At 70.2% G+C, this 25,438-nt stretch carries 23 protein-coding genes, 1 tRNA gene and 1 riboswitch; of the genes, 20 read left to right on the forward strand and 4 right to left on the reverse strand.

Translation table 11 applies throughout. The features are described from left to right. The 6 genes from BN1193_RS05805 to BN1193_RS05830 all read left to right on the forward strand — a co-directional run. Positions 1-544: DMT family transporter (locus tag BN1193_RS05805; RefSeq protein ID WP_141396631.1), on the forward strand; the 544-nt coding region annotated here is incomplete at its 5' end. 25 nt (positions 545-569) lie between these two features. Then, entirely contained in the window at positions 570-1,415 is an 846-nt protein-coding gene (gene rsmA / locus BN1193_RS05810) for a 16S rRNA (adenine(1518)-N(6)/adenine(1519)-N(6))-dimethyltransferase RsmA (RefSeq protein ID WP_040164810.1), read from the forward strand. A 48-nt stretch (positions 1,416-1,463) separates the two neighbouring features. Further along, positions 1,464-2,522 (forward strand): aldo/keto reductase, encoded by a 1,059-nt coding sequence (locus tag BN1193_RS05815; protein WP_040164813.1) that lies wholly within the window; start codon positions 1,464-1,466, stop codon positions 2,520-2,522. Then, positions 2,519-3,439, forward strand: coding sequence for a 4-(cytidine 5'-diphospho)-2-C-methyl-D-erythritol kinase (locus BN1193_RS05820; RefSeq protein WP_230206427.1), 921 nt, complete (start codon positions 2,519-2,521; stop codon positions 3,437-3,439). The genes BN1193_RS05815 and BN1193_RS05820 overlap by 4 nt, the downstream gene beginning before the upstream one ends. Positions 3,440-3,458: 19 nt before the next feature. Further along, positions 3,459-4,757: a GNAT family N-acetyltransferase gene (locus tag BN1193_RS05825; RefSeq protein WP_040164815.1), complete on the forward strand. Its 1,299-nt coding sequence runs from the start codon at positions 3,459-3,461 to the stop codon at positions 4,755-4,757. A gap of 32 nt (positions 4,758-4,789) precedes the next feature. After that, entirely contained in the window at positions 4,790-5,416 is a 627-nt protein-coding gene (locus tag BN1193_RS05830) for a histidine phosphatase family protein (RefSeq protein WP_052460488.1), read from the forward strand. A gap of 119 nt (positions 5,417-5,535) precedes the next feature. Here the strand turns inward: BN1193_RS05830 and deoD are convergent, their stop codons facing one another. Beyond that, complete coding sequence (deoD, locus tag BN1193_RS05835) at positions 5,536-6,243, reverse strand: purine-nucleoside phosphorylase (RefSeq protein WP_040164817.1); 708 nt, start codon at positions 6,241-6,243, stop codon at positions 5,536-5,538. 413 nt (positions 6,244-6,656) lie between these two features. Here deoD and BN1193_RS05840 point away from each other — a divergent pair, with 413 nt between their 5' ends. The 7 genes from BN1193_RS05840 to BN1193_RS05870 all read left to right on the forward strand — a co-directional run bounded on the left by BN1193_RS05840 (position 6,657) and on the right by BN1193_RS05870 (position 15,074). After that, the gene (locus BN1193_RS05840; RefSeq protein ID WP_040164819.1) at positions 6,657-8,069 is read left to right on the forward strand and encodes an HNH endonuclease signature motif containing protein; all 1,413 of its coding nucleotides are present in this window, start codon (positions 6,657-6,659) and stop codon (positions 8,067-8,069) included. A gap of 340 nt (positions 8,070-8,409) precedes the next feature. Continuing rightward, entirely contained in the window at positions 8,410-10,197 is a 1,788-nt protein-coding gene (locus BN1193_RS05845) for an ABC-F family ATP-binding cassette domain-containing protein (RefSeq protein WP_040164821.1), read from the forward strand. After that, positions 10,197-10,490, forward strand: coding sequence for a hypothetical protein (locus BN1193_RS05850; protein WP_040164823.1), 294 nt, complete (start codon positions 10,197-10,199; stop codon positions 10,488-10,490). Before BN1193_RS05845 ends, BN1193_RS05850 begins: the two co-directional genes overlap by 1 nt. Positions 10,491-10,505: 15 nt before the next feature. Next, entirely contained in the window at positions 10,506-10,832 is a 327-nt protein-coding gene (locus BN1193_RS05855) for a hypothetical protein (protein ID WP_040164824.1), read from the forward strand. An 80-nt stretch (positions 10,833-10,912) separates the two neighbouring features. After that, a riboswitch (ZMP/ZTP riboswitch) is annotated at positions 10,913-10,989 on the forward strand. Positions 10,990-11,012: 23 nt separating this feature from the next. Further along, entirely contained in the window at positions 11,013-12,137 is a 1,125-nt protein-coding gene (locus BN1193_RS05860) for a 5-aminoimidazole-4-carboxamide ribonucleotide transformylase (RefSeq protein WP_141396632.1), read from the forward strand. A 196-nt stretch (positions 12,138-12,333) separates the two neighbouring features. After that, positions 12,334-14,016 carry a Na+/H+ antiporter gene (locus BN1193_RS05865; protein WP_040164829.1) on the forward strand — a complete coding sequence of 561 codons (1,683 nt, stop codon included), beginning with the start codon at positions 12,334-12,336 and terminating at the stop codon, positions 14,014-14,016. Positions 14,017-14,099: 83 nt separating this feature from the next. Further along, positions 14,100-15,074 carry a CPBP family glutamic-type intramembrane protease gene (locus tag BN1193_RS05870; protein WP_040164830.1) on the forward strand — a complete coding sequence of 325 codons (975 nt, stop codon included), beginning with the start codon at positions 14,100-14,102 and terminating at the stop codon, positions 15,072-15,074. Here BN1193_RS05870 and BN1193_RS05875 read toward each other — a convergent pair. Further along, positions 15,068-16,045: a pseudouridine synthase gene (locus tag BN1193_RS05875; protein ID WP_040164832.1), complete on the reverse strand. Its 978-nt coding sequence runs from the start codon at positions 16,043-16,045 to the stop codon at positions 15,068-15,070. The two genes, BN1193_RS05870 and BN1193_RS05875, sit on opposite strands and share 7 nt — an antisense overlap. A gap of 388 nt (positions 16,046-16,433) precedes the next feature. On the opposite strand from BN1193_RS05875, the gene BN1193_RS05880 reads away from it, so the two are divergent. Next, on the forward strand, positions 16,434-17,129 hold the full coding sequence (locus BN1193_RS05880; RefSeq protein WP_052460490.1) for a DedA family protein: 696 nt from the start codon (positions 16,434-16,436) through the stop codon (positions 17,127-17,129). A 130-nt stretch (positions 17,130-17,259) separates the two neighbouring features. Here the strand turns inward: BN1193_RS05880 and BN1193_RS05885 are convergent, their stop codons facing one another. After that, positions 17,260-17,760 (reverse strand): MarR family winged helix-turn-helix transcriptional regulator, encoded by a 501-nt coding sequence (locus BN1193_RS05885; RefSeq protein WP_040164836.1) that lies wholly within the window; start codon positions 17,758-17,760, stop codon positions 17,260-17,262. Positions 17,761-17,825: 65 nt separating this feature from the next. Between BN1193_RS05885 and BN1193_RS05890 the strand changes: the two genes are divergently transcribed. The 6 genes from BN1193_RS05890 (at position 17,826) to BN1193_RS05915 (ending at position 23,424) form a co-directional block, all read left to right on the forward strand. Further along, positions 17,826-17,897, forward strand: a tRNA-Gln gene (locus BN1193_RS05890). A gap of 1 nt (position 17,898) precedes the next feature. After that, positions 17,899-19,368 (forward strand): bifunctional UDP-N-acetylglucosamine diphosphorylase/glucosamine-1-phosphate N-acetyltransferase GlmU, encoded by a 1,470-nt coding sequence (gene glmU, locus BN1193_RS05895; RefSeq protein ID WP_040164837.1) that lies wholly within the window; start codon positions 17,899-17,901, stop codon positions 19,366-19,368. Next, positions 19,337-20,377 (forward strand): ribose-phosphate diphosphokinase, encoded by a 1,041-nt coding sequence (locus tag BN1193_RS05900; RefSeq protein WP_040164838.1) that lies wholly within the window; start codon positions 19,337-19,339, stop codon positions 20,375-20,377. The genes glmU and BN1193_RS05900 overlap by 32 nt, the downstream gene beginning before the upstream one ends. A 133-nt stretch (positions 20,378-20,510) precedes the next feature. Further along, positions 20,511-21,020 carry an FMN-binding protein gene (locus BN1193_RS05905; RefSeq protein ID WP_040164840.1) on the forward strand — a complete coding sequence of 170 codons (510 nt, stop codon included), beginning with the start codon at positions 20,511-20,513 and terminating at the stop codon, positions 21,018-21,020. Continuing rightward, on the forward strand, positions 21,020-21,880 hold the full coding sequence (locus BN1193_RS05910; protein ID WP_040164842.1) for an FAD:protein FMN transferase: 861 nt from the start codon (positions 21,020-21,022) through the stop codon (positions 21,878-21,880). Before BN1193_RS05905 ends, BN1193_RS05910 begins: the two co-directional genes overlap by 1 nt. Further along, positions 21,877-23,424 (forward strand): ferredoxin--NADP reductase, encoded by a 1,548-nt coding sequence (locus BN1193_RS05915; RefSeq protein WP_040164843.1) that lies wholly within the window; start codon positions 21,877-21,879, stop codon positions 23,422-23,424. Before BN1193_RS05910 ends, BN1193_RS05915 begins: the two co-directional genes overlap by 4 nt. 191 nt (positions 23,425-23,615) lie before the next feature. Here BN1193_RS05915 and aspS read toward each other — a convergent pair whose 3' ends face one another. Further along, complete coding sequence (gene aspS / locus BN1193_RS05920; protein WP_040164845.1) at positions 23,616-25,397, reverse strand: aspartate--tRNA ligase; 1,782 nt, start codon at positions 25,395-25,397, stop codon at positions 23,616-23,618. Positions 25,398-25,438 lie beyond the last annotated feature (41 nt).

The following is a 25,438-nucleotide window of genomic DNA, read 5'->3' on the forward strand; positions in this document are numbered from 1 at the left end:
GGTGGCCGTGGCGGGTGGGGGCGGGTTCGGCCGCGTCCAGCTCGCTGACGGGCTGCTCTTCGCCGCGGTCGCGGTGTGCGCGCTGGCGTACGCGGAGGGTGGCATCCTGTCCCGGAGCCTCGGTGCCTGGCAGACGATCTCCTGGGCGTTGGTGGTGGCAGCGCCCGTCATGCTGGTCCTGACCATCGTGGCGGTGAGCGATCGCCCGCCGGTCGCCACGCCCACGGAATGGCTGTGCTTCGCCTACCTGGGCTCGGTGAGCATGTTCCTCGGCTTCGTCGCGTGGTATCGCGGTCTCGCGATCGGACCGCTCGCGCAGGTCAGCCAGATCCAGCTCCTGCAACCCGTCTTGAGCATCGGCTGGGCCGCACTGCTCCTCGGCGAGACGGTGTCCGGATGGACGGTGCTCGGCGGTGCGGCCGTGCTCACGTGCGCCCTGGTGGCCGTCCGGATCCGGTCCATCTCGCCCACCCGGCCTCGACCGGACCGACGGCGACCGCGAAAGCCGGATCGGTCGGACGGGCGGGCCGGTCGCGCCGGGTAACCTGGAGGTTGATCCAAGGAGGACCGTGACCGTCACCCTGCTCGGCGCCGCCGAGATCCGTCGCCTGGCCGCCGAACTCGACGTGACCCCCACCAAGAAGCTGGGGCAGAACTTCGTCGTCGACGCGAACACGGTCCGCAAGATCGTGACGGCCGCGGACGTCCGCGCGGGCGAGCATGTCGTGGAGGTCGGACCGGGCCTCGGCTCGCTCACCCTGGCGATCCTGGAGACCGGCGCCCGCGTCACCGCCGTCGAGATCGACAAGCGTCTCGCCGCGCACCTGCCGTCCACCGCCGCCGCGCACGGCGTCCCGGAGGACGCGCTCACCGTCATCACCTCGGACGCGCTGCGCGTGGACGAGCTGCCCGGCGAGCCGACCGTCCTGGTGGCGAACCTGCCGTACAACGTCTCCGTCCCGGTGCTGCTGCACTTCATGGAGACCTTCGATCACCTTCAGCGCGGCGTCGTGATGGTGCAGTCCGAGGTGGGGGAGCGCCTGGCCGCCGCACCCGGCTCGAAGATCTACGGCAGCCCCAGCGTGAAGGCCGCCTGGTACGGCGCGTGGCGCCTGGCCGGAACCGTGTCGCGCCAGGTCTTCTGGCCCGTGCCGAACGTCGACAGCGTGCTCGTCGGCTTCCGTCGCGACCCGGAACCGCGCGGCACCGAGGCCGAACGTCTCGCGACGTTCGCGATCGTGGACGCCGCGTTCAATCAGCGTCGCAAGATGCTGCGCCAGGCTCTGTCCGGCGTGCTCGGCGGCAGCGCCGCGGCGGCGTCCGAGGTCCTGGAGCGCGCGGGCGTCGACCCGACCCTGCGCGGTGAGAACCTCACCGTGGAGGACTACCTCCGCATCGCGCGCGCACTGGCCTGACGCACGGGATGGGTCCCGTGCTCGCTGGGCAGCCGATAGCCTGAACGGGTGAGCGAGAACCCCCGTTTCCTCCCCGGAGTCCCTGACACCCACCGCCCCTGGCAGGCTGCCGCGGACCGTTACGACGGCCGCGGCTACCGTCAGGTGGGCACGTCCGGGCTCTACCTGCCGCCCGTCTCGCTGGGACTGTGGTGGAACTTCGGCGACAACGTCCCGTTCGATGACCAGCGCGCGCTGCTGCGCCACGCGTTCGACTCCGGAATCACGCACTTCGACCTGGCCAACAACTATGGCCCGCCCTACGGGTCGGCCGAGACGAACTTCGGCCGGATGGTGCGGGAGGACTTCCGCCCCTACCGCGACGAGCTCATCGTCTCCTCGAAGGCCGGCTGGGACATGTGGCCCGGGCCGTACGGCTATCTCGGCACGCGCAAGTATCTGATCTCCAGTGCGGACGCCTCGTTGCAGCGCCTGGGACTGGATTACGTCGACGTGTTCTACTCCCACCGCGCCGACCCGGACACGCCGGTCGAGGAGACGGTCGGAGCGCTGGACACGCTGGTCCGCCAGGGCAAGGCGCTGTACGTCGGCATCTCCTCGTACAGTGCGGAGCGCACCGCGGCCGCGGTCGCCGCCGCTCGTGAACTCGGCACGCCGCTGGTGATCCACCAGCCCTCGTACTCGGTCCTGAACCGCTGGATCGAGGACGGCCTGACGGACGTCCTGCGCCGTGACGGACTGGGCGCCATCGCGTTCACGCCGCTCGCGCAGGGGCTCCTGACGAACAAGTACCTCGGCACCGGTGACGTCCACCGCACGCAGGCCCGCCTCGTCGGCCAGCCCACCGAGAAGGATCGTGCCGGGCTGCGTGCCCTGAACGAGATCGCCGCCGCGCGTGGGCAGTCGCTCGCGCAGCTGGCGATCCAGTGGGTGCTGCGCGACCCGGTGGTCGCGTCCGCGCTGATCGGTGCGTCCCGTCCGGAGCAGCTGGATGAGAACCTCGCCGCGCTGGAGGGTGCACCCTTCGACGACGCGGAACTCGCGGCGATCGACGCGCACGCGAACGACATGGACGTCAATCCGTGGGCGGGATCGTCGGACCTGTGAGCGAGAGCGTACGGGTCCGGGCTCCCGGCAAGGTCAACCTCTACCTCGGAGTGGGGGAGCTGCAGCCGAACGGGTACCACGAGCTCGCGACGGCGTTCCAAGCCCTCTCGCTGTACGAGGACGTCACGGCGACCGCCGCACGCGATTTCCAGATCACCGTGGAGGGCGACGTCGACGTCTCCGGCGTGCCGCTGGATGAGACCAACCTGGCGATGCAGGCCGCGCTCGCGATCGCGGACGCGGGTCAGCTGTACGGTGACGGCGTTCACCTGCACATCCGCAAGGGCGTTCCGGTCGCCGGCGGCATGGGCGGCGGATCGGCTGACGCGGCCGCGACCCTCGTCGCGTGCGACGCCCTGTGGGGGACCGAACTCGGGCCCGCGCGGCTGCACGCGATCGCGGCGTCGCTGGGGGCGGACGTGCCGTTCGCTCTGCACGGCGGCGCGGCCGTCGGCACCGGACGCGGTGATGAGCTGAGCGCCGCGCTGACCAAGGGCCGTTTCGACTGGGTTCTCGTCACGCGCCCGGACGGGCTCTCCACCGCCGCCGTCTACCGCGGCTTGGACGAGCTGCGCACGCGGCACCGGGCGGACCTGCCCATCGTCCCGGTGCGCCCGCGCGTGGACGTCGAGATCCTGCACGCGCTGCGCAGCGGCGACCCGCGTCGCCTCGCGGAGGCCCTGCAGAACGACCTGCAGGCCGCCGCTCTGTCGGCCAAGCCCGCGCTCGCGGAGACGATCGAGGACGGACTGCACGCGGGCGCCCTCGCCGGCATCGTGTCCGGGTCCGGGCCCACCATCGCCCTGCTGTGCGAGGACGCGGACGACGCGGCCTCCGTGGCCGCCACCCTGACCGCCGACGACCACACCGCCATCGTCGCGCACGGGCCCGTGGCGGGCGCGCGCATCATCAGCTGACCGCCGAGAAGGAGCCCGCATGGACCCCGAACGCTATCGCACGTCGCCGCTGGACCCCACGGCCGTCGCGGAGCTCGCCGCCGCCGGATTCGAGCTGCAGCTTGCCGAGGATCCCGCGGCGACGGAGGCCTGGTACCAGGCCGTCCGGCGCGGGTTCCACGGCGGCGAGTACACGGCGGAGCACAAAGCGGTCCGGGGCGCGAGGGTCGGCTACCGGCGGCGCACCATCGTGCGCGATCCGCTCGCCGAGGCCCCGGGCGAGGTCGTCGGAACCTTCGCCACCTGGGCGTCCGAGCTGACCGTTCCGGGAGAGCTCGTCGTGGACGCGTGCGCGGTGAGCTCCGTCACCGTCGCCCCCACGCATCGGCGGCGCGGCATCCTGCGCTCGCTCATGAGCGGGGCGCTGCGCGAGGCGGTGGCGGCCGGCTTCCCGGTCGCGATGCTCACCGTGACCGAGTCGACGATATACCCGCGCTTCGGGTTCGGGGCCGCCGCTGAGGCGGCGTCGTGGACCATCGACACTCGACGGGTGCGGTGGACCGGGCCGACGACGTCCGGTCGGCTCGACTTCATCTCGCGCGAGCGACTCGGGGAAGTGGCGCCGATCCTGCACGAACGTGTCCGCCGTCGGACGCCCGGTGAGGCGCAGGGGCCGTCCGGGCACTGGCTCCACCTGCCGCGCACTGAAGCCGACGCCGAGAAGGCGACCGAGTTGCGCGTCGTGCAGCACCGCGACGATGCCGGTGAGGTCCAGGGGCTCGTGGCCTACACGGTGGCCGGCGCGGCCGACGAGACGCAGCACAAGGTCACGGTCGAGTTCCTCGCCACCGCGACGGACGATGCGTACGCGGCGCTGTGGCGGTTCCTGCTGGAGCTCGACCTCGTCGCGACCGTCACGGCTCACGAGCTCGCCGCCGACGAATCGCTGCGCTGGATGCTCGGCGACCAGCGGGCCGCGACGGTGACCGTGCTCGATCACCAGTACGTCCGGATTCTGGACGTGGTCGCGGCCCTGGAAGCGCGCACCTACCCGGCGGCGGGGGAGCTGGTGCTGAGCGTGGCCGATCCTCTCGGATTCGCGACCGGCGAATACACCTTGCGGGTGGACGCGTCCGGAATCGGGCGGGTGGAGGTCGGGTACACGGCACCGGACGCGCCGCGGTTGACCCTCGGCGTCACGGAACTGGGATCGCTCTACCTCGGCGGCGTGCGCGCCCGAACGCTCGCGGCGGCCGGGCGGCTCGAGGCCACCGACCTCGATGCCGTCGACGATCTGTTCCGCTCCCGTGTGACGCCGCGGCTGAGCTTCTGGTACTGACTCCGAGCGCTCTGACGTGCGAGAGTGTCCGCATGGGGACACTGCATCTCGCCCGACACGGGGAGACCATCTGGCACGCCGAGAATCGCTACGCCGGGGTCAGCGACATCGGACTGACGAAGCTCGGTCATGAGCAGGCCCGGGACCTGGCGAAGTGGGCCGTGCGCGTCGGCATCTCCGCGGTGGTGAGTTCGGACCTGTCCCGCGCTCGGGAGACCGCGCAACCCGCCGCCACCGCGCTCGGCGTGGAGCTCGTCGTCGACCCGCGGTTGCGGGAGCTCGATTTCGGTCAGGCGGAGGGGATGACACCGACGGAGATGACCGCGCACTTCGGCGCTGCGCGGGCGGCCTTCGAGATGGCTCCGGCGACCAGTCCGTTACCCGGAGGCGAGCTGGGGGAGCACGCCGTGGATCGTGCGTTGCCGGCGCTGGAGGAGCTCGCGCACGTGTACGACGGCGATGTTCTCGTGGTGACCCACGCGACGCTGCTGCGCATGCTGCTGTGCCGCATCCTCGCCGAGCCGCTGGACCGGTACCGCAACTTCTTCCCCGTGGTCGGCAACGCCACGATCACGACGCTCGGCTATGGCGATGAGGAGCACGGCGGCGAGGACGGTGGCCTCGCGCTGCTGCGCTACAACGCCCCCACCGCCTGGTGACGCTCCCACTCCCGACACTTCCGCGGGGGCGGAAGTGTCGCGAGCGAGAGCAACCCCGACGTCGCTCCCATCCGCGACACTTCCGCCGGCGCAGAAGTGTCGCCAGGGGGAGCGACAGGTCAGGAGAAGAGAGCGCCGAGCGCGACCTGGACCATCGGCTCGAAGCGCCGTTCGCGCTCGTCCGAATCCATCTCCTCGCCCCGGATGATGTGGTCGCTGACGTTGCAGACGGCGAGTGCCTGCACGCCCTCACGCATCGCGATGCCGTAGAGCGCGGCGGCCTCCATCTCGACCGCGAGCGTGTGGTAATCGATGAGGCCGCGCGTCTGCTCCGGACGGTCGCTGTAGAACGTGTCGGAGCTGAACAGCGTGCCGACGCGGTGGGCGATGCCCTTCGTGCGGGCGGTGGCGACGGCGCGCTCGAGCAGGTCGAATGAGGCGACCGAGCTGAAGCGGACGCCGGGAATGCGGAAGTCCGCCATGGACGAGTCGGTGTGCGCGGCGGAACCGATCACGACCTCGCCGAGCTGGACCTCGTCGGCCATACCGCCGGCCGTGCCGACACGGACCAGGCGCTTCACGCCGTAGAAGCGGATGAGCTCGGTGGCGTAGATCGACATCGACGGCTGGCCCATGCCGCTGGCCATCACGGAGATCGGGTGGCCCTCCCACGTTCCGGTCCAGCCCTCGATGCCGCGGACATCGGTGACCAGGCGGGCATCGTCGAAGAAGGTCTGGGCGATCCGGCGCGCGCGCTTCGGGTCGCCGGGCATGAGCACATCCGGAGCGAAGTCGCCCTCGGCGGCGGAGATGTGGGGCGTGGGCATGGTGGATCCTTTCGACGCGGACTTCTCCAGCCTAGCCAGCGCGCCAGGGGCGGCGCCGGTGACTGTGGTTGGCGGCGGCGAAGGTCCCGACGCGCGGTGCGTTCAGGAGGTGGTCGGGTTTCCTGCGGCTTGAGACGGACACGTGGACGGTGCGATCTCGACGCAGGCTCGCCTCCGGCTTCCGGAGGGAATGCGGCGCACTTTGCGAAATTCGTGTGGGCGATGGGTGGGGCGTGGGCGGCACCGGTTCTGCCCCGCTGCTCGGGTCGTTGAGCGAGCGCCTGCGAAACGAAACCGTGTGAGATGCGTGCCGGAATCGGGGCGAGAGAAACCTCATCTCCACAGGCCGAAATCCATCCACAGCCGGGGGTATTCAATGACGAATGTCGGCGCCCCGGCGTAAAATATGGGTTATGAACACGACGATGGAACGGGCTCGGGAATCGATGGCTCACGCCGTCGCCGACCTCCGTTCCGTCCTCACGTCCGGAGCCCTCGATGACGCGGAGCGGGAAGACATTCTCGGCTTCGCGATCGGGGTCGGTGAGTTGCTTCGTCAGGGTGAAGCGGCCGCGATCATCACCACCGGAATCGTCGACCGCCGCTCGACCACGGCGGAGCGATTCGACATCGCATCCGACTGCCGGTCGGCGAACGAGGTCATGCAACGCGTCACCGGTGCGGCCCCCACCACCGTCAAGCGGTGGAGCCGGCTGGCTTCGGTCGTCAAGCCGGTTCGGGTTCTCGCGTCGGGTGAGGAGAGGCCGGCGGACTTCCCCGCCCTGCGCGACGCACTCACCCATGGCGCCATCGGTGCCGACGGGCTCGAAGCGGCGACCCGGACCCTGCGGGAGATCACGGACCGCGTCGCACCGGCGGATCTGGTCGAGGTCGATGAAGCCCTCGCCGCCCTCACCACGACCACCGGTACTCCGGTGATGTGCACCGGTACTCCGGTGATGTGCGACACGCTCCGCGACGTCGCCCTTCGGATGGCGACGGAGCTCGACGTGACCGGTGCCGACGATGAGGAGGAGCGTGCCATGACCGGCCGCGCCCTCCGCATCGGGGTCAAGCGCAACGGGCTCGTGCCGGTGAGCGGCCAGCTCATGCCCGAAGTCGCGGGATGGCTCGCCGTCCACCTGGATGCGATCAACAACCCGCACGGAACGCCCGCGGGCGTGAAGTTCCGCCCCTCGGACGAATCCGACGAAACCGCCGATGTCCGCTCGATGGCGCAACGCAACCACGATGCGCTCGGCGTGATCCTTGCCGCGGTCGCGAACGTCCCGGACCTGCCGCTGAGTTCCGCGTGCGCGCCGGTCCTGGTCGTCCATGTCGAGGAGTCGACGCTGGCGTCCGGTGAGGGGTGGGCGTCGGTCCCCGGTGCTGATGGCACCGGCACCGATGTTCCCGTCCCGGTGGCGACGGCGGAGCATGTCGGATGCTGTGGCACCATCCAGCGCGTCACGACAGCCGCGAACGGTCGGTTGATCACGTTGACGGAGGGTGGTCGGCTCTTCTCTCCGGGCCAGCGCCGCGCGATCGCCCACAGGGACCGGGTGTGCGTGATTCCGGGGTGCCACACTCCGGCACGGTGGTGTGAATATCACCACGTGAGGGACTGGGCCAAGGGCGGCAAGACCACTGTCGACAACGGTGTCCTCATCTGCTGGCACCATCATCGCTTCATCGACCGCATGGAGTGGACGATCAGGATGCATGACGGCGTCCCGGAAGTCCGTCCACCGGGATGGATCGACCCCACGGGGGCATGGTCTCCGACGGGCCCGCGCGTCGCGGCGGCCTCGAGGCGGCGAGTGTGATGTCCGGGGAGAGCTCCGTCCGCGTCGCTGTTGCACCCGCCACTCGCCTCGCTGGCGCTCACGGGGCGACCCGCGGAGACCGTTTCGACGCGCTGACGCTCGCAGAGCACGTGACCACCTCAGGACGCGACCCGGCGACGAAACCGAACCCGTCTCTCACCGTCTTAAGCCGAAGAACCAAACCACGCCGGAACGGATCGCGCCGAACGATACAAAACCACCGAACGAGAAGCGCCCCCACCCCGGCAACCGCGCCCCGGAGCCCGCCCGATCCCGGGCACCCCGACGCCGTCACGGCGGCGGAAGCGAGACACCCCCAGACCCCCGTAACCTGGAAGCGATGGCACATCTTCTCGGGGCTGAGGCCCTGCACCTGGAATTCCCGACCAAGGTCGTGTTCGATTCCGTCTCTCTCGGCGTGAACGAGGGCGACCGGATCGGCATCGTCGGACGCAACGGCGACGGCAAGTCGAGCCTGCTCGCGATGCTCGCCGGCACCCTGGAACCGGACGGCGGCCGCGTCACCGTCCGCGGCGGCACCCGCATCGGCGTCCTGGAGCAGCAGGACGAGCTCGCCGACGACGAGATCGTCAGCCACGCCGTCGTCGGCGACACCGACGAGCACGTCTGGGCGGGCGACGCGAAGATCCGCGACGTCATCGGCGGACTCCTCGACGGCATCCCGTGGGACGCCCGCGTCGGTGACCTCTCCGGTGGCCAGCGCCGCCGCGTCGCACTCGCGCATCTGCTCTCCGGCGATCACGACGTGATCTTCCTGGACGAGCCGACGAACCACCTCGACGTGGAGGCCATCGCCTGGCTCGCCGAGCACCTCAAGCGCCGCTGGCCCGCGAACCAGGGCGGCCTGCTGATCGTCACCCACGACCGGTGGTTCCTGGACGAGGTCGCCAACTACACGTGGGAGGTCCACGACCGCATCGTCGAGCCGTTCGAGGGCGGTTACGCGGCGTACATCCTGCAGCGCGTCGAGCGCGACCGGCAGGCGGCGTCCATCGAGGCGAAGCGGCAGAACCTCGCCCGCAAGGAGCTCGCCTGGCTTCGTCGTGGCGCTCCGGCCCGCACGTCCAAGCCGAAGTTCCGCATCGACGCGGCGAACGCGCTGATCGAGGACGTCCCGGAGATCCGCAACAAGACAGAGCTGGCCTCGCTCGCCGTCTCCCGCCTCGGCAAGGACGTCGTCGACCTCCTCGACGCCGGGGTCACGTACGGCGACAAGACGGTGCTGCAGGACGTGGAATGGCGTCTCGCTCCGGGCGAGCGCACCGGCGTGCTCGGCGTCAACGGCGCGGGTAAGTCCACGCTCCTCGGCCTCATCTCCGGCACCGTCGAGCCCACGTCCGGTCGCGTGAAGCGCGGCACGACCGTCAAGGTCGCCACGCTCACGCAGCGGATGGACGAGCTCGACGAGCACCTGAACGACCCCGTCCGCGTCGTGATCGGACGCCTCCGCACGACGTACTCGTTCGGCACCGGTTCCAAGGCGACCGAGCTCACCCCGGGGCAGCTGCTGGAGCGCATGGGCTTCTCGTCCGCCCAGCTGTCCACGCCGGTGAAGGACCTCTCCGGTGGGCAGAAGCGCCGCCTGCAGCTGCTGCTGATCCTCCTCGACCAGCCGAACGTGCTGATCCTCGACGAGCCGACGAACGACCTCGACACGGACATGCTCGCCGCGCTCGAGGACCTCCTGGACAGCTGGCCCGGCACCCTCATCGTCGTCTCGCACGACCGGTACTTCCTGGAGCGCGTCACCGACCAGCAGTACGCGATCCTCGATCGACACCTCCGCCACCTGCCGGGCGGTGTGGACGAGTACCTGCGGCGTCGTGCGACCGAGCGGTCCGGCGGTTCCGCGCCCGCCGCCACGACGTCCGCCGCCCCCGGGCTCAGCGGCAAGGAGGCGCGCGAGGCGGAGAAGGAGATGGCGGCCCTGGACCGTCGCGTCCAGAAGCTCCGGCGCACGGTCGCCGACGCCAAGCACGCGCTCGCGGACATGGACCAAGCCGACTACGTCGCCCTCGGCGAGCGGATGGCGAAGATCTCCGCCTGGGAGGACGAGGCCGACGAGCTCGAGATGCAGTGGCTGGAGCTCGCGGAGAAGCTCGGCTGATGGTCATCCGGCTCACCGACACGGGCATCGCCGACACCCTCGCGGGCGACATCCCGTGGCTCGAGGTGGCCGCAGTGACGGCGACCACGGTCGACCACATGACGCAGCGCGTGCCGACGATCACCTTCACGGGCTTGGACGGGACCGAGATCGAGACCGCGGAGGGAGCGTCCGGCTGGGATGACCTCGTGACCGGTCTGGCCGATCGTCTGCCGGTGACGGTTCCGGACCTCGGCACCGCCCTCGCCCTGCTGCGCACCGGCGAGGTGCTGACCCTGTACGCGCACGGCTGACGATCGGGAGTGGCCATGGTGATGTTCGGAATTGACGCCAACATGCACGTCGACCTCACGGAAGACGGCATCTCGGACACCTATGGCCGCGCCATCCGGTGGCGGGACCTCGCCCAGGTCACCGCGGAGTTCAGCGGCCACGCCGTGGCGCGTCGGATGCTCGTCTTCCGCAGTTTCGACGGAGTCGTTCTGGATGTGGTTGCGGGCGAGTCCGGGTGGGACGAACTCGTGGAGCACCTGGTCGACCACATTCCGCTGCGCCTGCCGAACCTGGCCGACGACTTTCCGCGCTCCCTCACCCAGGAACTCACCCTCTACCTGCGTCTGCGTCCCCCGGGCTGACACCCGCTGTCGTGGATGAACCGCACATTCCGCTGTCGGGCGCGTCCGCGCTGTGGGGTCGCACGCAGCTCACGAGCTATTGTGGACCTCGCGACTGGCGAGGCCGGGTGACCGGCGGGGAGCGCGTTCTTCGGCATCGACCGCCTGGGTGCCCTGCGACCGGATCGACAGGGAGTGCCCATGCGCTACGGAATGAACCCCCACCAGCGAGCGGAGCTCATCAGCGGCGGACCCCGGATCCGCAATGGTGAACCGTCACTGATCAACCTCCTCGACGCGCTGAACGCTGCGGCTCTGGTGCGCGAGGCCGACGAGCTCACCGGGCGGCCGGCAGCTGCGTCGTTCAAGCACGTCTCGCCCGCGGGCGCGGCTGTTGCCGGCGTCGTGGACGCGACGGCGGCGGACGACTGGGGCACGGGCGGCGACGAGGACCTGTGCTCCGCGTACCTTCGTGCCCGCGACGCCGATCCGAAGTCCTCCTTCGGGGATGTCGTGGCTCTGTCCCGGCCCGTGGACGCCACGACCGCGGAATTCCTCCGTTCCGTCATCTGTGACGCGCTCATCGCTCCGGGATTCGAACCGGGCGTGGTCGCAACGCTGACGCGGAAGCGAGCCGGGCGGTTCCTGCTGCTCGAGTCCGATGCCCGGGGACCTCAGCCGACGCGCGAACGTCGGGAGGTGCTCGGGGCGACGATCGAACAGGATCGCGATGCGGCGGACCTCGCAGCGGCGCTGCCCGCAGCGTCCGGTCTCGAAGGTGAGGCGCGTGTTGATGCCCTTCTGGGGATGGTCGTTGCGCGCTACACGCAGTCGAATTCGGTCGCACTCGTGCGGGACGGGATGGCGATCGGCATCGGTGCCGGTCAGCAGAATCGCGTCGACTGCGTCCGTCTGGCAGGCACGAAGGCGCGGATCTGGTGGCTGCGGCGCCACCCGTTCGTCCGCGAGCTCCCGATGGTGCCGGGAATGCGGAGGCAGGACCGCCTCAACTGGCAGATCCGGTTCGCCGGTCGCGAGATGACCGGGCGACAGCTCGCGGAATTCGGTGGACTGTTCGGGTCCGAGATGGTGCGGCGCTACGACGAACCGGGCTGGCGCGAGGAGTGGGCCGCCGGACTCGCCGGCGTCACGCTGGTCTCGGACGGGTTTCTGCCGTTCCGCGACAATATCGATCACGCCGCCGAGTACGGCGTCTCCACCGTGATCGAACCCGGTGGTTCCGTCCGTTCGGACGAGGTTCGCGCCGCTGCCGAGGAGCACGACATCCTTCACGTCGCCACGGGTCTGCGTCTCTTCCACCACTGAACCGTCGCGCCGCCTCGTTCGCACGCCTGGAGAATCCGAGGCGTCGCTCTGTCCTGGGGGGGCACGTCCGCGGTCGGGGACGGGTTGTGGACGGGCCTGTTCGCCGGGAGCGGACAGTGCGAGGATCGGGAATGCCACCGCAGGCCGGCACTGTTCCTCCGACAGCGCCATCGCGGCGCGCGGACGGAGGTATGCCGTGGAAGGTCTCGAGGTCACCGTCCTGCTCGGGGTCGCCGTGCTGGTCGGGACGATTCTGGCGCCGAAGCTGCGCCTGGCCGCGCCGCTGGTGCTGCTGATCATCGGCCTGCTGCTCGGATTCGTCCCCGCCCTGCGGGACATCCAGCTGCCGCCGGAGACGGTGCTGCTGCTGTTCCTGCCGATCATGCTGTTCTGGGAGAGCCTGACGACGTCGCTGCGCGCCATCCGGCGGGACTTCCGCTACATCCTGCCGATGTCGACCCTCCTGGTCCTGGTCACCGCGTTCGCCGTCGCGGGCGTCGCAACCTGGATGGGTCTGCCGTGGGAGGCGGCTCTGCTGCTCGGCGCCGCCGTCGCGCCGCCGGACGCCACGGCCGTGGCAGCCCTCGGGCGCCTCCTCCCGCAGCGGATGTTCATGAAGTTGAAGGCGGAGAGCCTGACCAACGACGGCACCGCGCTGGTGATCTACGCGATCGCCGTCTCCCTCGCGACGGGCGCTCATGTCACACCGCTGTCCGTGACCTGGACGGTGATCGACTCCTACCTCGGCGGCATTCTCGCCGGAGCCGTGATCGCGGCACTGGCGTGGCTCATCCTGCGCCGCATGGAACGCACCATCACGATCAACCTGACGCTGGTGATCGTGCCCTTCGCCGCTTACCTCCTCGCCGAGCTCATCGGGGCCTCCGGCGTGCTCGCCGTCGTCGTGTCCGGGCTCATCGTGGCGGTCGTCTCGCCGCAGGTCACCACGCCGGAGTCGCGCATCGAGGCCCGCTCCACGCTCTCGTTCGGGACCTTCGTGCTGAACGGCGCACTGTTCGTGCTGATCGGGCTGGAGGTTCAGTTCGTGGTGCGCGAGATCAACGCGAGCGAGCTGCCCTGGCTGGTGCTGGTCACCCTCGCCACCGTCGTGGTGCTGTTCGCAGTGCGCTACCTGTTCCAGTTGCTCTCGGTGCCGTTGGCCGGACGTACCGGACACTCCGGTCCCCGCCACCGTGCGCGGCTGGTCAGCACGATGGCCGGCTTCCGCGGTGCCATCTCGCTGGCGATCGCGCTGTCGGTTCCGATGACCACGCAGTCGGGTGCACCGCTGGCCGGCAGAGATGAGATCGTCTTCATCACCGCGGGAGTGATCGTGATCGGGCTGCTGCTGCAGGGACCGCTGCTGCCGGCGGTGGTGCGCTGGGCGGGACTGCCCGCTGACACGGTCGCTGACGAGGAGACCGAGCTCGCCCAGCGGGTGCTCTCCGGCGCGGCGCTGGCCGCACTCGATGACATCGCCGAGCGGGAGGGCGTCAGTGCCGAGGTGCGCGACCGTGCGCGCCGGCAGGGCTATGAGAAGCTCGAGCTGCTGAATGCGCGCTCGCTGCAGCGCCAGCAGGAGCGGGTCGAAGGCGCGGTGGTCGGATTGCCCGTGCGGGGTGGCCCCGCGAGCACCCCGGAGGGATCAGGCCTCCGGCTGATCGCCGCCAGTACGGACGTCGACGTCATGGCGCGCTCACCGATCGTGCACGCCGAGGAGCTGCGGCGCCTCACGCTGGCGATGCTCGGCGAGAAACGTGAGCTGCTGCAGCGGCTCCGCCGGGAGGGCACCGTGGACGACCTGGTCGCCTGGGATGTGCAGACCAGCCTCGACCGGGAGGAGATCCGCGTGCGCGGTGCACGTGACGACGGTGCGTGAGCCGCATCCGGAGGTCCCGTGACTGCCGCGAATAGGTAGTTTTTACGGATGTGGAATGAGAGCAGTCTCATCAACATGGAGGTATGAGCCTGCTCACCCGTCCTCACCCCGTCCGGCTCGCGATGCCTGTTCGACCCCTCGACCGCTCTGCGCTCGTTCCGGGACGGTTCCCCTTCCACCGGCTGATCCGCTCGCGTCGAGACTTCACGCCCGGCGGACTCGCTCTGGTCGTGCTGATCGGAGCTTTGCTCTGGCTCGCCGCGACCGCCGTGCTGCTGCTGCTCGTCGGGGCGGTGCGGGGAACCTTCACCGAAGTGCTCGGGGACCCGCTCGGCACCTTCGTGCCGGCTGAGGACGCACGGGCGGCGTTCGTGCCGTCGGCCCTGTCTCTGGCGGCGTGGGCGCCCGCGCTGCTGTTGGCCCGGCGCATCGTGCCGATCCTGCCGTCCGGATTCCTGTTCTCGGTGAGCGGGCGGCTGCGCCTTCCGCTGCTCGGCCGGTGGATCGGCCCGGCGCTCGGCATCGGCGCCGTCACGCTCACGGTCTCGCGCGCTCTGGACGCCTTCACCGGCGCCCCGCCGGCCCTCCAGCACGTCAGTCCGGACGCGATCTGGTACGTCCTGCTCGCTGTCCTTCTGGTGCCGGTGGCGGTGTTCGGGGAGGAGCTGCTGCTGCGCGCTGCCGTGCCGCAGCTGCTCGGAGCGGCGTTCCGTTCGCCGTGGGTGGCCTACGGCGTGCCCGCGCTGCTGGTCGCCGCCGTGCACGCGGAAGAAGGCTGGGGCATGGTGCGGGCCGCCGTTCTGGCGGTGGCGGCCGGCTGGCTCACGTGGCGCACCGGGGGCGTCGAGGCCGCCGTGGCGCTGGGCGTCGCGCACCACGGACTCGCGCTGATCGGGCGCGAACTCGTGCCGGTCGGTGGCGTGACGCTCGCCGGCGGGACGCCATTCGCCGTTCTGCTGGCCGCCGGCGTGATCGCGTTCGTGGAGATCGACCGACGCCGCGGGGGAGTCGCGCAGGGGCTGGTGAACCCCGCGCCCCTGGTCCGTCGGGCTTACTGAGACCCGTTCGACGCCGGGCGCTCCTGCAGGGTGCGTCGGGTGGTGAAGTGTCGCTCGGCGCCGGTCAGCGGATCGGTGAAGCGGAGTTCCCGAGCCAGGAGCTGCAGCGGCCGGCTGAAGTCGTCATCCGTCTCCGGCAGCAGCGTCGGGTAGAAGCCGTCGTTGAGAATGCCGACGCCGAGTTCGGCGAGGTGGACCCGCAACTGGTGCATGCGTCCGGAGTGCGGACGCAGGAGCGTGTGGAGTACGGACAGGCCGGCGTCCGTCCCGCCACTGACCCCGGTGCCGAGCAGCTCGACCGCCGTCTCGGCATTGGGTTCACGGTCGGGGTCGACGCGGACGGTCACCGTGCCGCGGAGCTTCTCGATGTGATTGCGGTGCACCAAGGGGAGGGAAACGCCCCCGAGCGCGGGTGCGGAATCGTCCCAGTCCGGCGGCAGGACCGACACCGCCTCGTAGGTCTTCTGCACTCGCCGCCTCTCGAACAGCAACTGGTAGGCGCCGCGCGTCTCGGGCCGTGCGGAGAACATGAGCAGACCGGCGGTGGCGCGGTCCAAGCGGTGGATGGGCGTCAGCTCGGCATTGTCCAGGCGGTTGCGCAGCCGCACGAGCGCGGAGTTCTGCAGGTACTTCCCACCGGGAGTCGTCGGCAGGAAGTGCGGCTTGTCCACGACGACGAGGTCGGCATCCCGGTGGAGCACTTCCACCGCGAACGGGATGTTCTTCTCGATGGGCGGCTCGCGGTAGTACCAGACGAATTCATGCACGCCCAGCGGCGTCTCACGCGTGAGTGCGCTGCCGTCCGCGGCGACGATCTCGCCCCGGTCGAAGCGCACGTGCAGTCGCTCCGGGTCCAGGTGCGAGAAACGATCGGCCATGTAGGCAGCGACGGTCTGCGCTCCCTCCAGCGGGAGATGCAACCGGGTGGCGCCGACCCCGTCGCGCACGGGCAGCGGGGAGGGCATCGGCATCGGACCATCCTCCCATGCCCCCGCCGCCGCCTCCGGCGGTGGACGCGACCCGCCCCGGACCCGGGGTGGGGGTCGATGTCATCCCGCAGAGGTATGCGACCGGCTACCGGAGAGGGACGCGGCTCAGCGGCTTGCCTGGCAACGTTGAGGCCATGGCGGAGGAATCATGACCCGGTGGGCCCCGCCCCCGTCGCGCACGGGCAGCGGGGAGGCCATCGGCATCGCACCATCCCCCCGGGCCCCCGCCGCCGCCTCCGGCGGTGGACGCGCCCCGCCCCGGACCCGGGGTGGGGGTCGATGTCATCCCGCAGAGGTATGCGACCGGCTACCGGAGAGGGACGCGGCTCAGCGGCTTGCCTGGAAACGTTGAGGCCATGGCGGAGGAATCATGATCGACACGGCGCACGTGCTCGCCGGTATCGGGCTGTCGGGGTGGCTGCCCGTGGTGCTGTTCGTGCTGTGCCTGCTCGATGGCTTCTTCCCGCCGGTACCGAGCGAGACCGCGGTCATGGCCGCGCTCACGCTGGCACTCGGGGCCGGAGCGAATCCCGCCTTCATCGCGACGCTGATCGCCGCGGCCGCCGTGGGGGCCGCCAGCGGCGACAGCGTCGCGTATGCCATCGGCCGCGTGTGCGGCACCGACCGCTGGCGCTGGCAGCGCCGGCCGCGCGTGCGACGGGCGCTGGACTGGGCCGCACACCAGGTGTCCGCACGGCCGGCCATCCTCATCATCGGAGCGCGCTACATCCCGATCGGTCGCGTCGCGGTGAACATGACCGCCGGGGCGACCCGGTTGCCGTACCGTCGATTCCTGCCGCTCAGTCTCATCGCCGGCATCATGTGGGCCGGGATGTGCTGGCTGCTCGGCACCGTCATCTCGGCGTGGCTCGGCGACCAGCCGGTGATCGCCGCGATCGTCGCGGTCGCCGTGTCCCTCGTCCTGGGAGCGGTCATCGACGGGATCTCACGGCTGGTCTCCCATCTGCGTGCTCGTCGGGCGGCTCGGCGTGCGCCCGTGACGCCGGTGATCCATCTGGAGGCGGACCATCGCCCGCCGACCGGAGAGCTGCGGCGGGTCGGCTGACGCCCCCGCTGTCCCAGGGGCACCTCGGTGGTCCACGCCGACAGTCGGTCGTCGAGGTCAGTGGTCATGCTCGCCTCCTCAGGCTTCACCACTGACATCCCCGGCCGCAGCCGATTCGTTGCAGCGCGGCTCAGTCCGTCTCGAACTCGAGGTTGAGTTTGCGCAGCAACGTGGCGAGGCGGTCCCGGTCCGAACGCGTGAGGATCCCGAGGATGTGCGCCTCGGCGTCCACGAGCCGTGTGATCGCGGCGTCCACGCGGATGCGCCCCTCATCGGTGAGCGTCACGAGCACGCTGCGCCCGTCGCCGGGGTCGGCGGCCCGGCGCACCAGGCGGCGTCCGACCAGGCGATCGATGCGGTTGGTCATCGTGCCGGAGGAGACCATGGTCTGTTGCAGCAACTGCTTGGGGCTGAGCTGGAACGGATCGCCCGCCCGCCGCAACGCGGCCAGCACGTCCCACTCCCACGGCTCCAGATCGCTGCGCCGGAACGCCTCGCGCCGTGCCCGGTCAACGTGTTTGGAGATCCGGTCCACCCGGGACAGCACGCCGAGCGGCGAGAAGTCCAGGTCGGGGCGCTGAGCCATCCACGCCTCGACGATGCGATCGACCTCGTCGGACTGCGGCGCCATGGGTCCATTATGCGTCAGGGCGCTCGGGCGTCATGGCAGACTTGACCCGGCGGCTTCGGCCGTTTTCCGCCGTGGTGTAATGGCAGCACGACAGCCTTTGGAGCTGTGAGGTCCAGGTTCGAGTCCTGGCGGCGGAGCATGTCGGAGAATGAACTCGCCATTGTGATCCTCGCCGCGGGACAGGGCACGCGCATGCGATCGCGCACCCCGAAGGTCCTGCACGAGATCGGCGGCCGCAGCCTCGTCGGCCACGTCATCACCACCGCGGAGCGGCTGGAGGCGACCCACATCGAGGTCGTCGTCCGTCACGAGCGTGAGGCGGTCGTGTCGCACCTGACCGCACACTTCCCGAGTGTGGCGATCGTGGAGCAGGACGAGATCCCGGGCACCGGTCGGGCCGTGGAAGCGGCTGTCGCAGCGCTGCCGGGCGACTACGACGGTGACGTGCTCGTGCTCTCCGGAGACGTTCCCCTGCTGGACGAGCACACCCTTGCCGACCTCATCGCCGCCCACCGCGCGAGCGGCGCCGCCGCGACCGTCCTCAGCGCGCGGCTGCCGGACCCCACCGGCTACGGGCGCGTCATCCGGGACGCCGACGGCACCGTCTCGCGCATCGTGGAGCAGAAGGACGCGTCCGCCGATGAGGCCGCCGTCAGTGAGATCAACTCCGGTGTCTACGTCTTCCGCGCCGCGTCCCTGCGGGACACCCTGCCGCGTATCGGCACCGACAACGCGCAGGGCGAGAAGTACCTCACCGACGTCATCGGCCTGCTCCGCGCTGCCGGCGCCCCCGTCGCCGCGACGATCGCGCCGGATGCGCGCCTCACCGAGGGTGTGAACGACCGCGTGCAGCTCAGCGAAGTCGCCCGCGTTCTCAACGCTCGCATCGTCCGTCATTGGCAGCGTGAGGGCGTGACGGTGATGGATCCGGCCACCACGTGGATCGATGACACGGTGACCCTTGCTCCGGACGTCACGATCCTGCCGAACACGTTCCTGCTGCGCTCGACCACCGTCTCCACCGGCGCCGTCATCGGTCCGGACACGACCCTCAGCGACTGCGAGGTCGGCGAGGACGCGGTCATCAAGCGCGCCGACGGCAATCTCGCGGTGATCGGTGCGGGCGCCACGGTCGGCCCGTGGGCGTACCTCCGCCCCAACACCCAGTTGGGTGAGGGCGGCAAGATCGGCACGTTCGTCGAGACCAAGAACTCCCAGATCGGCGCCGGATCGAAGGTGCCTCACCTGTCGTACGTCGGCGACACGACGATCGGCACCGGGGTGAACCTCGGGGCGGGTGCGATCACGGCGAACTACGACGACATCGCCAAGCACCGTACCGAGATCGGTGACGAGGTGCACACCGGGTCGCACAACGTCTTCGTGGCGCCGGTTACGATTGGAGCGGGCGCCAAGACTGGGGCCGGCGCGGTGATCCGCAAGGATGTGCCCGCCGGAGCACTGGCGCTCAGCGTCGCGCCTCAACGAAACGTTGAGGGGTGGGTCGAGAAGAACAGGCAGGGCACACGCGCGGCCGAGGTCGCAAACGATGCCCGACACGCACAGAAGGCTGCTGATGGCGGGCAAGGGCAAGAAGAAGACCGTTGATCTCGATCGGGAGAATGACATCGCTCCCGGCCTCGAGGTGAAGACGAAGAAGCGTCTCGTCGTCGTCTCGGGGAGTTCTCACCCGGAACTGGCCGCCCAGGTCGCCCGGCAGATCGGTACGGAGCTGGCTCCGACCGAGCACCGCGAGTTCGCCTCCGGCGAGCTGTACACGCGCTTCGAGGTGTCCGTCCGCGGATGTGACGTGTTCGTCGTGCAGTCCTTCGAGGGTGCCGTCAACAAGCAGATCATGGAACTGCTGATCATGCTCGATGCTCTCAAGCGCGCGTCCGCGAAGCGCATCACCGTGGTCGCGCCCTACTACCCGTACTCGCGCCAGGACAAGAAGGGTCGCGGCCGTGAGCCGATCTCGGCTCGCCTGATCTCCGACCTGATGGCCACTGCCGGCGCCGACCGCATCATGTCCGTCGACCTGCACGCCGCGCAGATCCAGGGCTTCTTCGACGGTCCCGTGGACCACCTGTTCGCCAAGCCGGTGCTGCTGGACTACTTCGAGCGAACGCTCTCCGCCGCCGATCGCGAGAAGCTCACGATCGTCTCGCCGGACATGGGCCGCGTGCGCGTCGCCGACACGTGGTCGGACAGCCTGAACGCGCCGCTGGCGATCATCCACAAGCGTCGCGACCCGAAGGTCGCCAACCAGGTCTCGGTGCACGAGATCGTCGGTTCCGTCGCCGGACGCGTCTGCCTCCTCGTTGACGACATGATCGACACCGGTGGCACGATCCAGAAGGCCGCCGAAGCGCTGAAGGCCAACGGTGCCGAACGGGTCATCGTCGCCGCCACCCACGCGATCTTCTCCGACCCGGCCGTCGAGCGCCTGCAGTGCGAGGCCATCGACGAGGTCGTCGTCACGGACACCATCCCTCTGCCGCCGGAGAAGAAGTGGGATTCCCTTGTGGTCCTGCCGATCGCTCCGCTGCTCGCGCGGGCGATCCAGGAGGTGTTCGAGGACGGCTCGGTCACGAGCATGTTCGACGGCGCCGCCTGATCGACGTCGCCGCGCGCCGCGACCCGCTCGGGTCGTGGCGCGCGTTGCACAGCAGACCCATAGGCGCAGCCGGGAGACGTTCCATGGGCTCGTCATAGATTCTTCGTGTCACCTACCCCCCCGGAGGACCCCTATGACAACCCACGTTTCCCCCCGAAACACCCGCATCGCCGCTTCACTCGCCGCCGTCGGCGGACTGCTCGCCCTGGCCGGTTGCGCCAGCACCGCGGCCGACGCGGACCCGACGGTCGCGGCACCGGAGCAGACCACCGCCGCCGCCGCACCGACGGCGGAGGCGACCACGCCGACCCCCACGGCGTCATCCGAGGCGGAGAACACGTCCGGTTACAAAGACGGCTCGTACACCGCGGACGGTCAGTACCAGACCCCGCACGGCACCGTCGAGTCGGTCACGGTCACGGTCGCGCTGAAGGACGGCGTCGTGGAGTCCGTGGACGTCACCGGCCAGCCGATCGAGCGCGAGACCGAGCAGTATCAGAGCAAGTTCATCGGCGGCATCGCCGCCGAGGTCGTCGGCAAGTCCATCGACGATCTGTCCGTGTCGCGCGTCGCCGGCTCGTCGCTGACCAGCGGCGGCTTCAACAAGGCGATCGAGGAGATCAAGCAGGAAGCCGCCTCCTGATGCCTTCGCCCGCGGAATGGGCGTTCCCGGCCATCGGGACGTCGTGGCGGGTGAGCACGGTGGAACCGCTGTCCGTGCTGGTGCGCGACGCGGTGGCAGCTGAGATCGAGACGTTCGACCGCGCCTGGTCGAGATTCCGGCCGGATTCGGCGGTCTCTCGGCTCGCGGAGCAGGCGGGCACGGCGACGGCGCCCGCGGCCGGCCTCCTGCGTGAGGTCTACGACGAGGTGGACACCGCGACCGGCGGCGCCGTGAACCCGCTCGTCGGTGGCAGCCTCACCGCCCTCGGCTATGACGCTGAGATGAGCCTGCGCGCGGGCGACCCGACTCCGGCGCCGGCCGACTGGCGCGGGACCTTCCGGGCCGAAGGCGACACGGTGACGATGACCCGACCGGGACTGCTCGACATCGGCGCGTGTGGGAAGGGTCTGCTCGTCGATCGGGTCAGCGCCGTCCTGACCGCTCACGGCGTGAGCACCCATGTCGTCGACGCCAGCGGAGACCTCATCCTGCGCGGGACGAGCGAGCGGATCGCGCTGGAGCATCCCTACGACCCGACCCGAGCGATCGGGGTCGTGACCGTGTCCGAGGCGGCGCTGTGTGCGAGCGCCACCAACCGGCGAGCCTGGGGCGAGGGACTGCACCACGTTCTGGACGCTCGCACCGGGATGCCGGTACGGACGGTGGTCGCGACCTGGGCCGTCCATCCGGACGCCCTGCACGCGGATGCGCTCGCCACGGCGCTGTTCTTCGACGGCGGTCCCGCGCTGGCCGCGCGCTGGGGTGGAGACTGGGTGCGGATGTTCACTGACGGCCGGGCCGAATACGGTCCACACACGACCTTCGAGGTGTTCACATGATCACGCGACTCGTCGCTCTCCGCGCCCGGCTGCTCCGGCTGCTGGGCGCGATGTCCATGTACCGACTGGTGCTGTGGGCTCTGATCGCGCTGGCGGTCATCGCCTTCGTGGTGTCGTTCTCCGGCCAGCTCGCCGCGCAACCGCTCGCGCTGGCGCTCTCCGCCGCCGTGCTGATCGTCAGTGTCGGTGTCGTGGACGTCATCGGTCACCTCGTCCTGCGGCGGCCGATCCGCGTGGAATCCGGTCTCATCACCGCGCTGATCCTGCTGTTCGTGCTCGCGCCGACGACCGAGCCGGCGGGTCTCGGCGTGCTCGCCGCCGCGGTCGCGGTCGCGAGCGCATCGAAGTACCTTCTGGCCTTCCGCGCCCGGCACCTGTTCAACCCGGCGGCGTTCGGGGCGGCGATCGTCACGATCACCGGGCTCGGGTTCTCGGCCTGGTGGGTGGGGACGCCGCTGCTGGCCGGGGCCGTCGTGGTGCTCGGCGTCGCCGTGGTCCTGCGCGCCGGGCAGGGGCGCACCGCGCTGACCTTCATCGTGGTGGCCGCCGCCGTCTCGTTCGCGTTCACCTTCGTGCAGGCCGCGCAGTTCTCCCTCGCGGTGGATCCCGTCGCCGCCGCGCTCCAGGTGCTGTTCTCGTCACCGATCCTGTTCCTCGGTCTGTTCATGATGACCGAGCCGCTGACGCTCCCGGTCCGGTCCGGTTGGCGGATCGTGGAGGCGGTTCTCGTGGGTGTGCTCGTCGGATGGCCGGGGCTGCTCGGCGCCTACCTCGCCCCGGAGACCGCGCTGCTGCTGGGCAACCTCCTCGCCTTCGCGGTGTCCGTGGACCGTCGGCGCACGCTCCGCCTGCGGGTGGGGTCGCGGCGGGCGCTGTCACCGGAGATCACGGAACTGACCCTGGTGCCCTCGCGTCCGCTCAGCTTCACGCCCGGACAGTACCTCGAGCTCGAGGTCCCGCATCGGCGCGCGGACCTGCGGGGCACGCGACGCGAGTTCAGCGTGGTGTCCGAGCCGGGCGCGGACGATCTGCGGATCGCCTATCGGACCCCGGCGACCGGACGGGTGTCGACCTTCAAACGGGCGCTGGACGACGTGGCGCCGGGGGCGGACCTGCGGGCCACCGGCATCACCGGATCCTTCACGCTGCCGGCTGAGACGGCGCAGCCGGTCATGCTGCTCGGCGCCGGGATCGGTGTGACGCCCCTGGTGTCCCAGCTCCGGGCGGATCTGTCCGCAGCTGTGCGTCGTGATGTCGTCCTGGTGCTGGTCGCGTCGTCGGCCGCCGAGCTGATCTATGTCCCGGAGCTGGCCTCCACCGGTGCTCGGGTGATCGTCGTCACCCCGGACGACCCGGGTCCGCTGCCCGAACAGTGGGCGTGGGCGGGCGGCGCGCGCCTGGACGCCGACGGTCTCTCGGCCCTGGTGCCGGACCTCGGCAAGCGGTACGCCTACGTGTCCGGCCCGCCGGCGTTGATCGCCGCGCTCGCCCCGGCGCTGCGCGGTGCCCGCCGCGTCGTCACCGACGCCTTCGCCGGCTACTGACTCGCTCCCACCTTCGGCAGTTCCGGTCGCGCCGACCTGCCGAACCTGAGAGCGACGTCCGGGACGCTCTGAGGTTCGGCAGAACGAACGCACCCGAAGTGCGGAATCTGGGAGCGAGCTCGCAGGCGTCAGGCGCGCGTCGGGAACGACGAAGGCCGGGACCCGTGCGGGTCCCGGCCTTCGTCAAGCGATCAGGCGTCGGCGTCGGCCTTGTCGGCGTCCGGCTTCGCGTCCACGCCGGCCTCCTTGCGCTGCTGCTCGGTGATCGGCGCCGGAGCGGCGGTCAGCGGGTCATAGCCGCCGCCGGTCTTCGGGAACGCGATGACCTCGCGGATCGAGTCCTCACCGGCGAGCAGGGCCACGACGCGGTCCCAGCCGAAGGCGATGCCGCCGTGCGGGGGAGCGCCGAACTTGAAGCCCTCCAGCAGGAAGCCGAACTGCTCGCTGGCCTGCTCCTCGGAGACGCCCATGACGGAGAACACCCGCTCCTGAACGGCGCGGTCGTGGATGCGGATGGAGCCGCCGCCGATCTCGTTGCCGTTGCAGACGATGTCGTAGGCGTACGCCAGCGCTGAGCCCGGGTCGGTGTCGAAGGACGTGACGTACTCGGGCTTGGGGGAGGTGAACGCGTGGTGCACCGCGGTCCAGGTCCCGGCGCCGACGGCGACGTCACCGGAGGCGACGGCGTCCGCCGCGGGCTCGAACATCGGAGCGTCGATGACCCAGACGAAAGCCCAGTCGCCGTCCTTGATCAGACCGGTGCGGTGACCGATCTCGACGCGGGCGGCGCCCAGCAGGGCGCGGGTCGGCTTGGCCTCGCCGGCGCCGAAGAAGATGCAGTCGCCCGGGTTCGCGCCGACGGCCTCGACGAGGTTCGCGGTCTCCCACTCGGTGAGGTTCTTCGCGACCGGACCGGTGAGGGAACCGTCCTCCTGGACCAGGACGTACGCGAGGCCCTTGCCGCCGCGCTGCTTGGCCCACTCCTGCCATCCATCGAGCTGACGGCGGGCCTGGGAAGCGCCTCCGGGCATCACGACGGCGCCGACGTACGGCGACTGGAAGACGCGGAACTGGGTGTCCTTGAAGAACTCCTTCAGCTCCACCAGCGGGAGACCGAAGCGCAGGTCGGGCTTGTCCGAGCCGTACAGGCGCATGGCCTCGGCGTAGGTCATCCGCTCGATCGGGGTCGAGATCTCCACGCCGATCAGCGCCCACAGTCGCTTGATGATCTCCTCGCCGAGGGCGATGACGTCGTCCTGGTCAACGAAGGACGCCTCGATGTCGAGCTGGGTGAACTCCGGCTGACGGTCGGCGCGGAAGTCCTCGTCGCGGTAGCAGCGCGCGATCTGGAAGTACTTCTCCACGCCACCGACCTGCAGCAGCTGCTTGAACAGCTGCGGGGACTGCGGCAGCGCGTACCACTTGCCCGGCGCGAGGCGCGCCGGAACGATGAAGTCGCGGGCGCCCTCCGGCGTCGAGCGGGTCATCGTCGGGGTCTCCACCTCGAGGAAGCCCTGCTCGTACAGGAAGTCGCGGGCGACGCGGTTCGCGTCCGAGCGCAGCCGGATGTTGGCGGCCGGCTTGCTGCGCCGCAGGTCGATGTAGCGGTACTTCAGACGCGCCTCTTCACCGATCTCGGCGTGGTCGTCGACCTGGAACGGCAGCGGCGCGGACGTGTTCAGCACGACCAGCTCGTCCACGGCCACCTCGATTGCGCCGGTGGGCAGTTCCGGGTTCTCGTTTCCGGCGGGGCGTGCCTGCACGGTTCCGGTGACCTGCACGACGAACTCATTGCGCAGCGGCGAGAACACCGCCTCATCATGCACGACCACCTGCGCGATGCCGGAGCGATCGCGGAGATCGAGGAAGGCGACTCCGCCGTGGTCGCGGCGGCGAGCGACCCACCCGGCGAGGGTGACGGTCTGCCCGATGTGCTCTGCGCGGAGGGTTCCCGCGTCATGAGTGCGCAGCACGAAATGTCCTTTCGGGACGGTACGGATCAGTGCGGCGGTGG

It is taken from the genome of Microbacterium gorillae (assembly GCF_000826185.2).
GTDB classification, from domain to species: Bacteria; Actinomycetota; Actinomycetes; order Actinomycetales; family Microbacteriaceae; genus Microbacterium; species Microbacterium gorillae.

Excerpts from the sequence above, each read along its gene's own strand:
- BN1193_RS05915 (WP_040164843.1), top strand. The coding sequence starts at position 21,877 with ATGATCACGCGACTCGTCGCTCTCCGCGCCCGGCTGCTCCGGCTGCTG.
- BN1193_RS05910 (WP_040164842.1), top strand. The coding sequence starts at position 21,020 with ATGCCTTCGCCCGCGGAATGGGCGTTCCCGGCCATCGGGACGTCGTGG.
- glmU (WP_040164837.1), top strand. The coding sequence starts at position 17,899 with ATGTCGGAGAATGAACTCGCCATTGTGATCCTCGCCGCGGGACAGGGC.
- BN1193_RS05825 (WP_040164815.1), top strand. The coding sequence starts at position 3,459 with ATGGACCCCGAACGCTATCGCACGTCGCCGCTGGACCCCACGGCCGTC.
- BN1193_RS05845 (WP_040164821.1), top strand. The coding sequence starts at position 8,410 with ATGGCACATCTTCTCGGGGCTGAGGCCCTGCACCTGGAATTCCCGACC.
- BN1193_RS05880 (WP_052460490.1), top strand. The coding sequence starts at position 16,434 with ATGATCGACACGGCGCACGTGCTCGCCGGTATCGGGCTGTCGGGGTGG.
- BN1193_RS05830 (WP_052460488.1), top strand. The coding sequence starts at position 4,790 with ATGGGGACACTGCATCTCGCCCGACACGGGGAGACCATCTGGCACGCC.
- deoD (WP_040164817.1), bottom strand. The coding sequence starts at position 6,243 with ATGCCCACGCCCCACATCTCCGCCGCCGAGGGCGACTTCGCTCCGGAT.
- BN1193_RS05875 (WP_040164832.1), bottom strand. The coding sequence starts at position 16,045 with ATGCCGATGCCCTCCCCGCTGCCCGTGCGCGACGGGGTCGGCGCCACC.
- BN1193_RS05840 (WP_040164819.1), top strand. The coding sequence starts at position 6,657 with ATGAACACGACGATGGAACGGGCTCGGGAATCGATGGCTCACGCCGTC.
- BN1193_RS05860 (WP_141396632.1), top strand. The coding sequence starts at position 11,013 with ATGCGCTACGGAATGAACCCCCACCAGCGAGCGGAGCTCATCAGCGGC.
- BN1193_RS05855 (WP_040164824.1), top strand. The coding sequence starts at position 10,506 with ATGGTGATGTTCGGAATTGACGCCAACATGCACGTCGACCTCACGGAA.
- BN1193_RS05885 (WP_040164836.1), bottom strand. The coding sequence starts at position 17,760 with ATGGCGCCGCAGTCCGACGAGGTCGATCGCATCGTCGAGGCGTGGATG.
- BN1193_RS05870 (WP_040164830.1), top strand. The coding sequence starts at position 14,100 with ATGAGCCTGCTCACCCGTCCTCACCCCGTCCGGCTCGCGATGCCTGTT.
- BN1193_RS05905 (WP_040164840.1), top strand. The coding sequence starts at position 20,511 with ATGACAACCCACGTTTCCCCCCGAAACACCCGCATCGCCGCTTCACTC.
- BN1193_RS05850 (WP_040164823.1), top strand. The coding sequence starts at position 10,197 with ATGGTCATCCGGCTCACCGACACGGGCATCGCCGACACCCTCGCGGGC.
- BN1193_RS05900 (WP_040164838.1), top strand. The coding sequence starts at position 19,337 with ATGGCGGGCAAGGGCAAGAAGAAGACCGTTGATCTCGATCGGGAGAAT.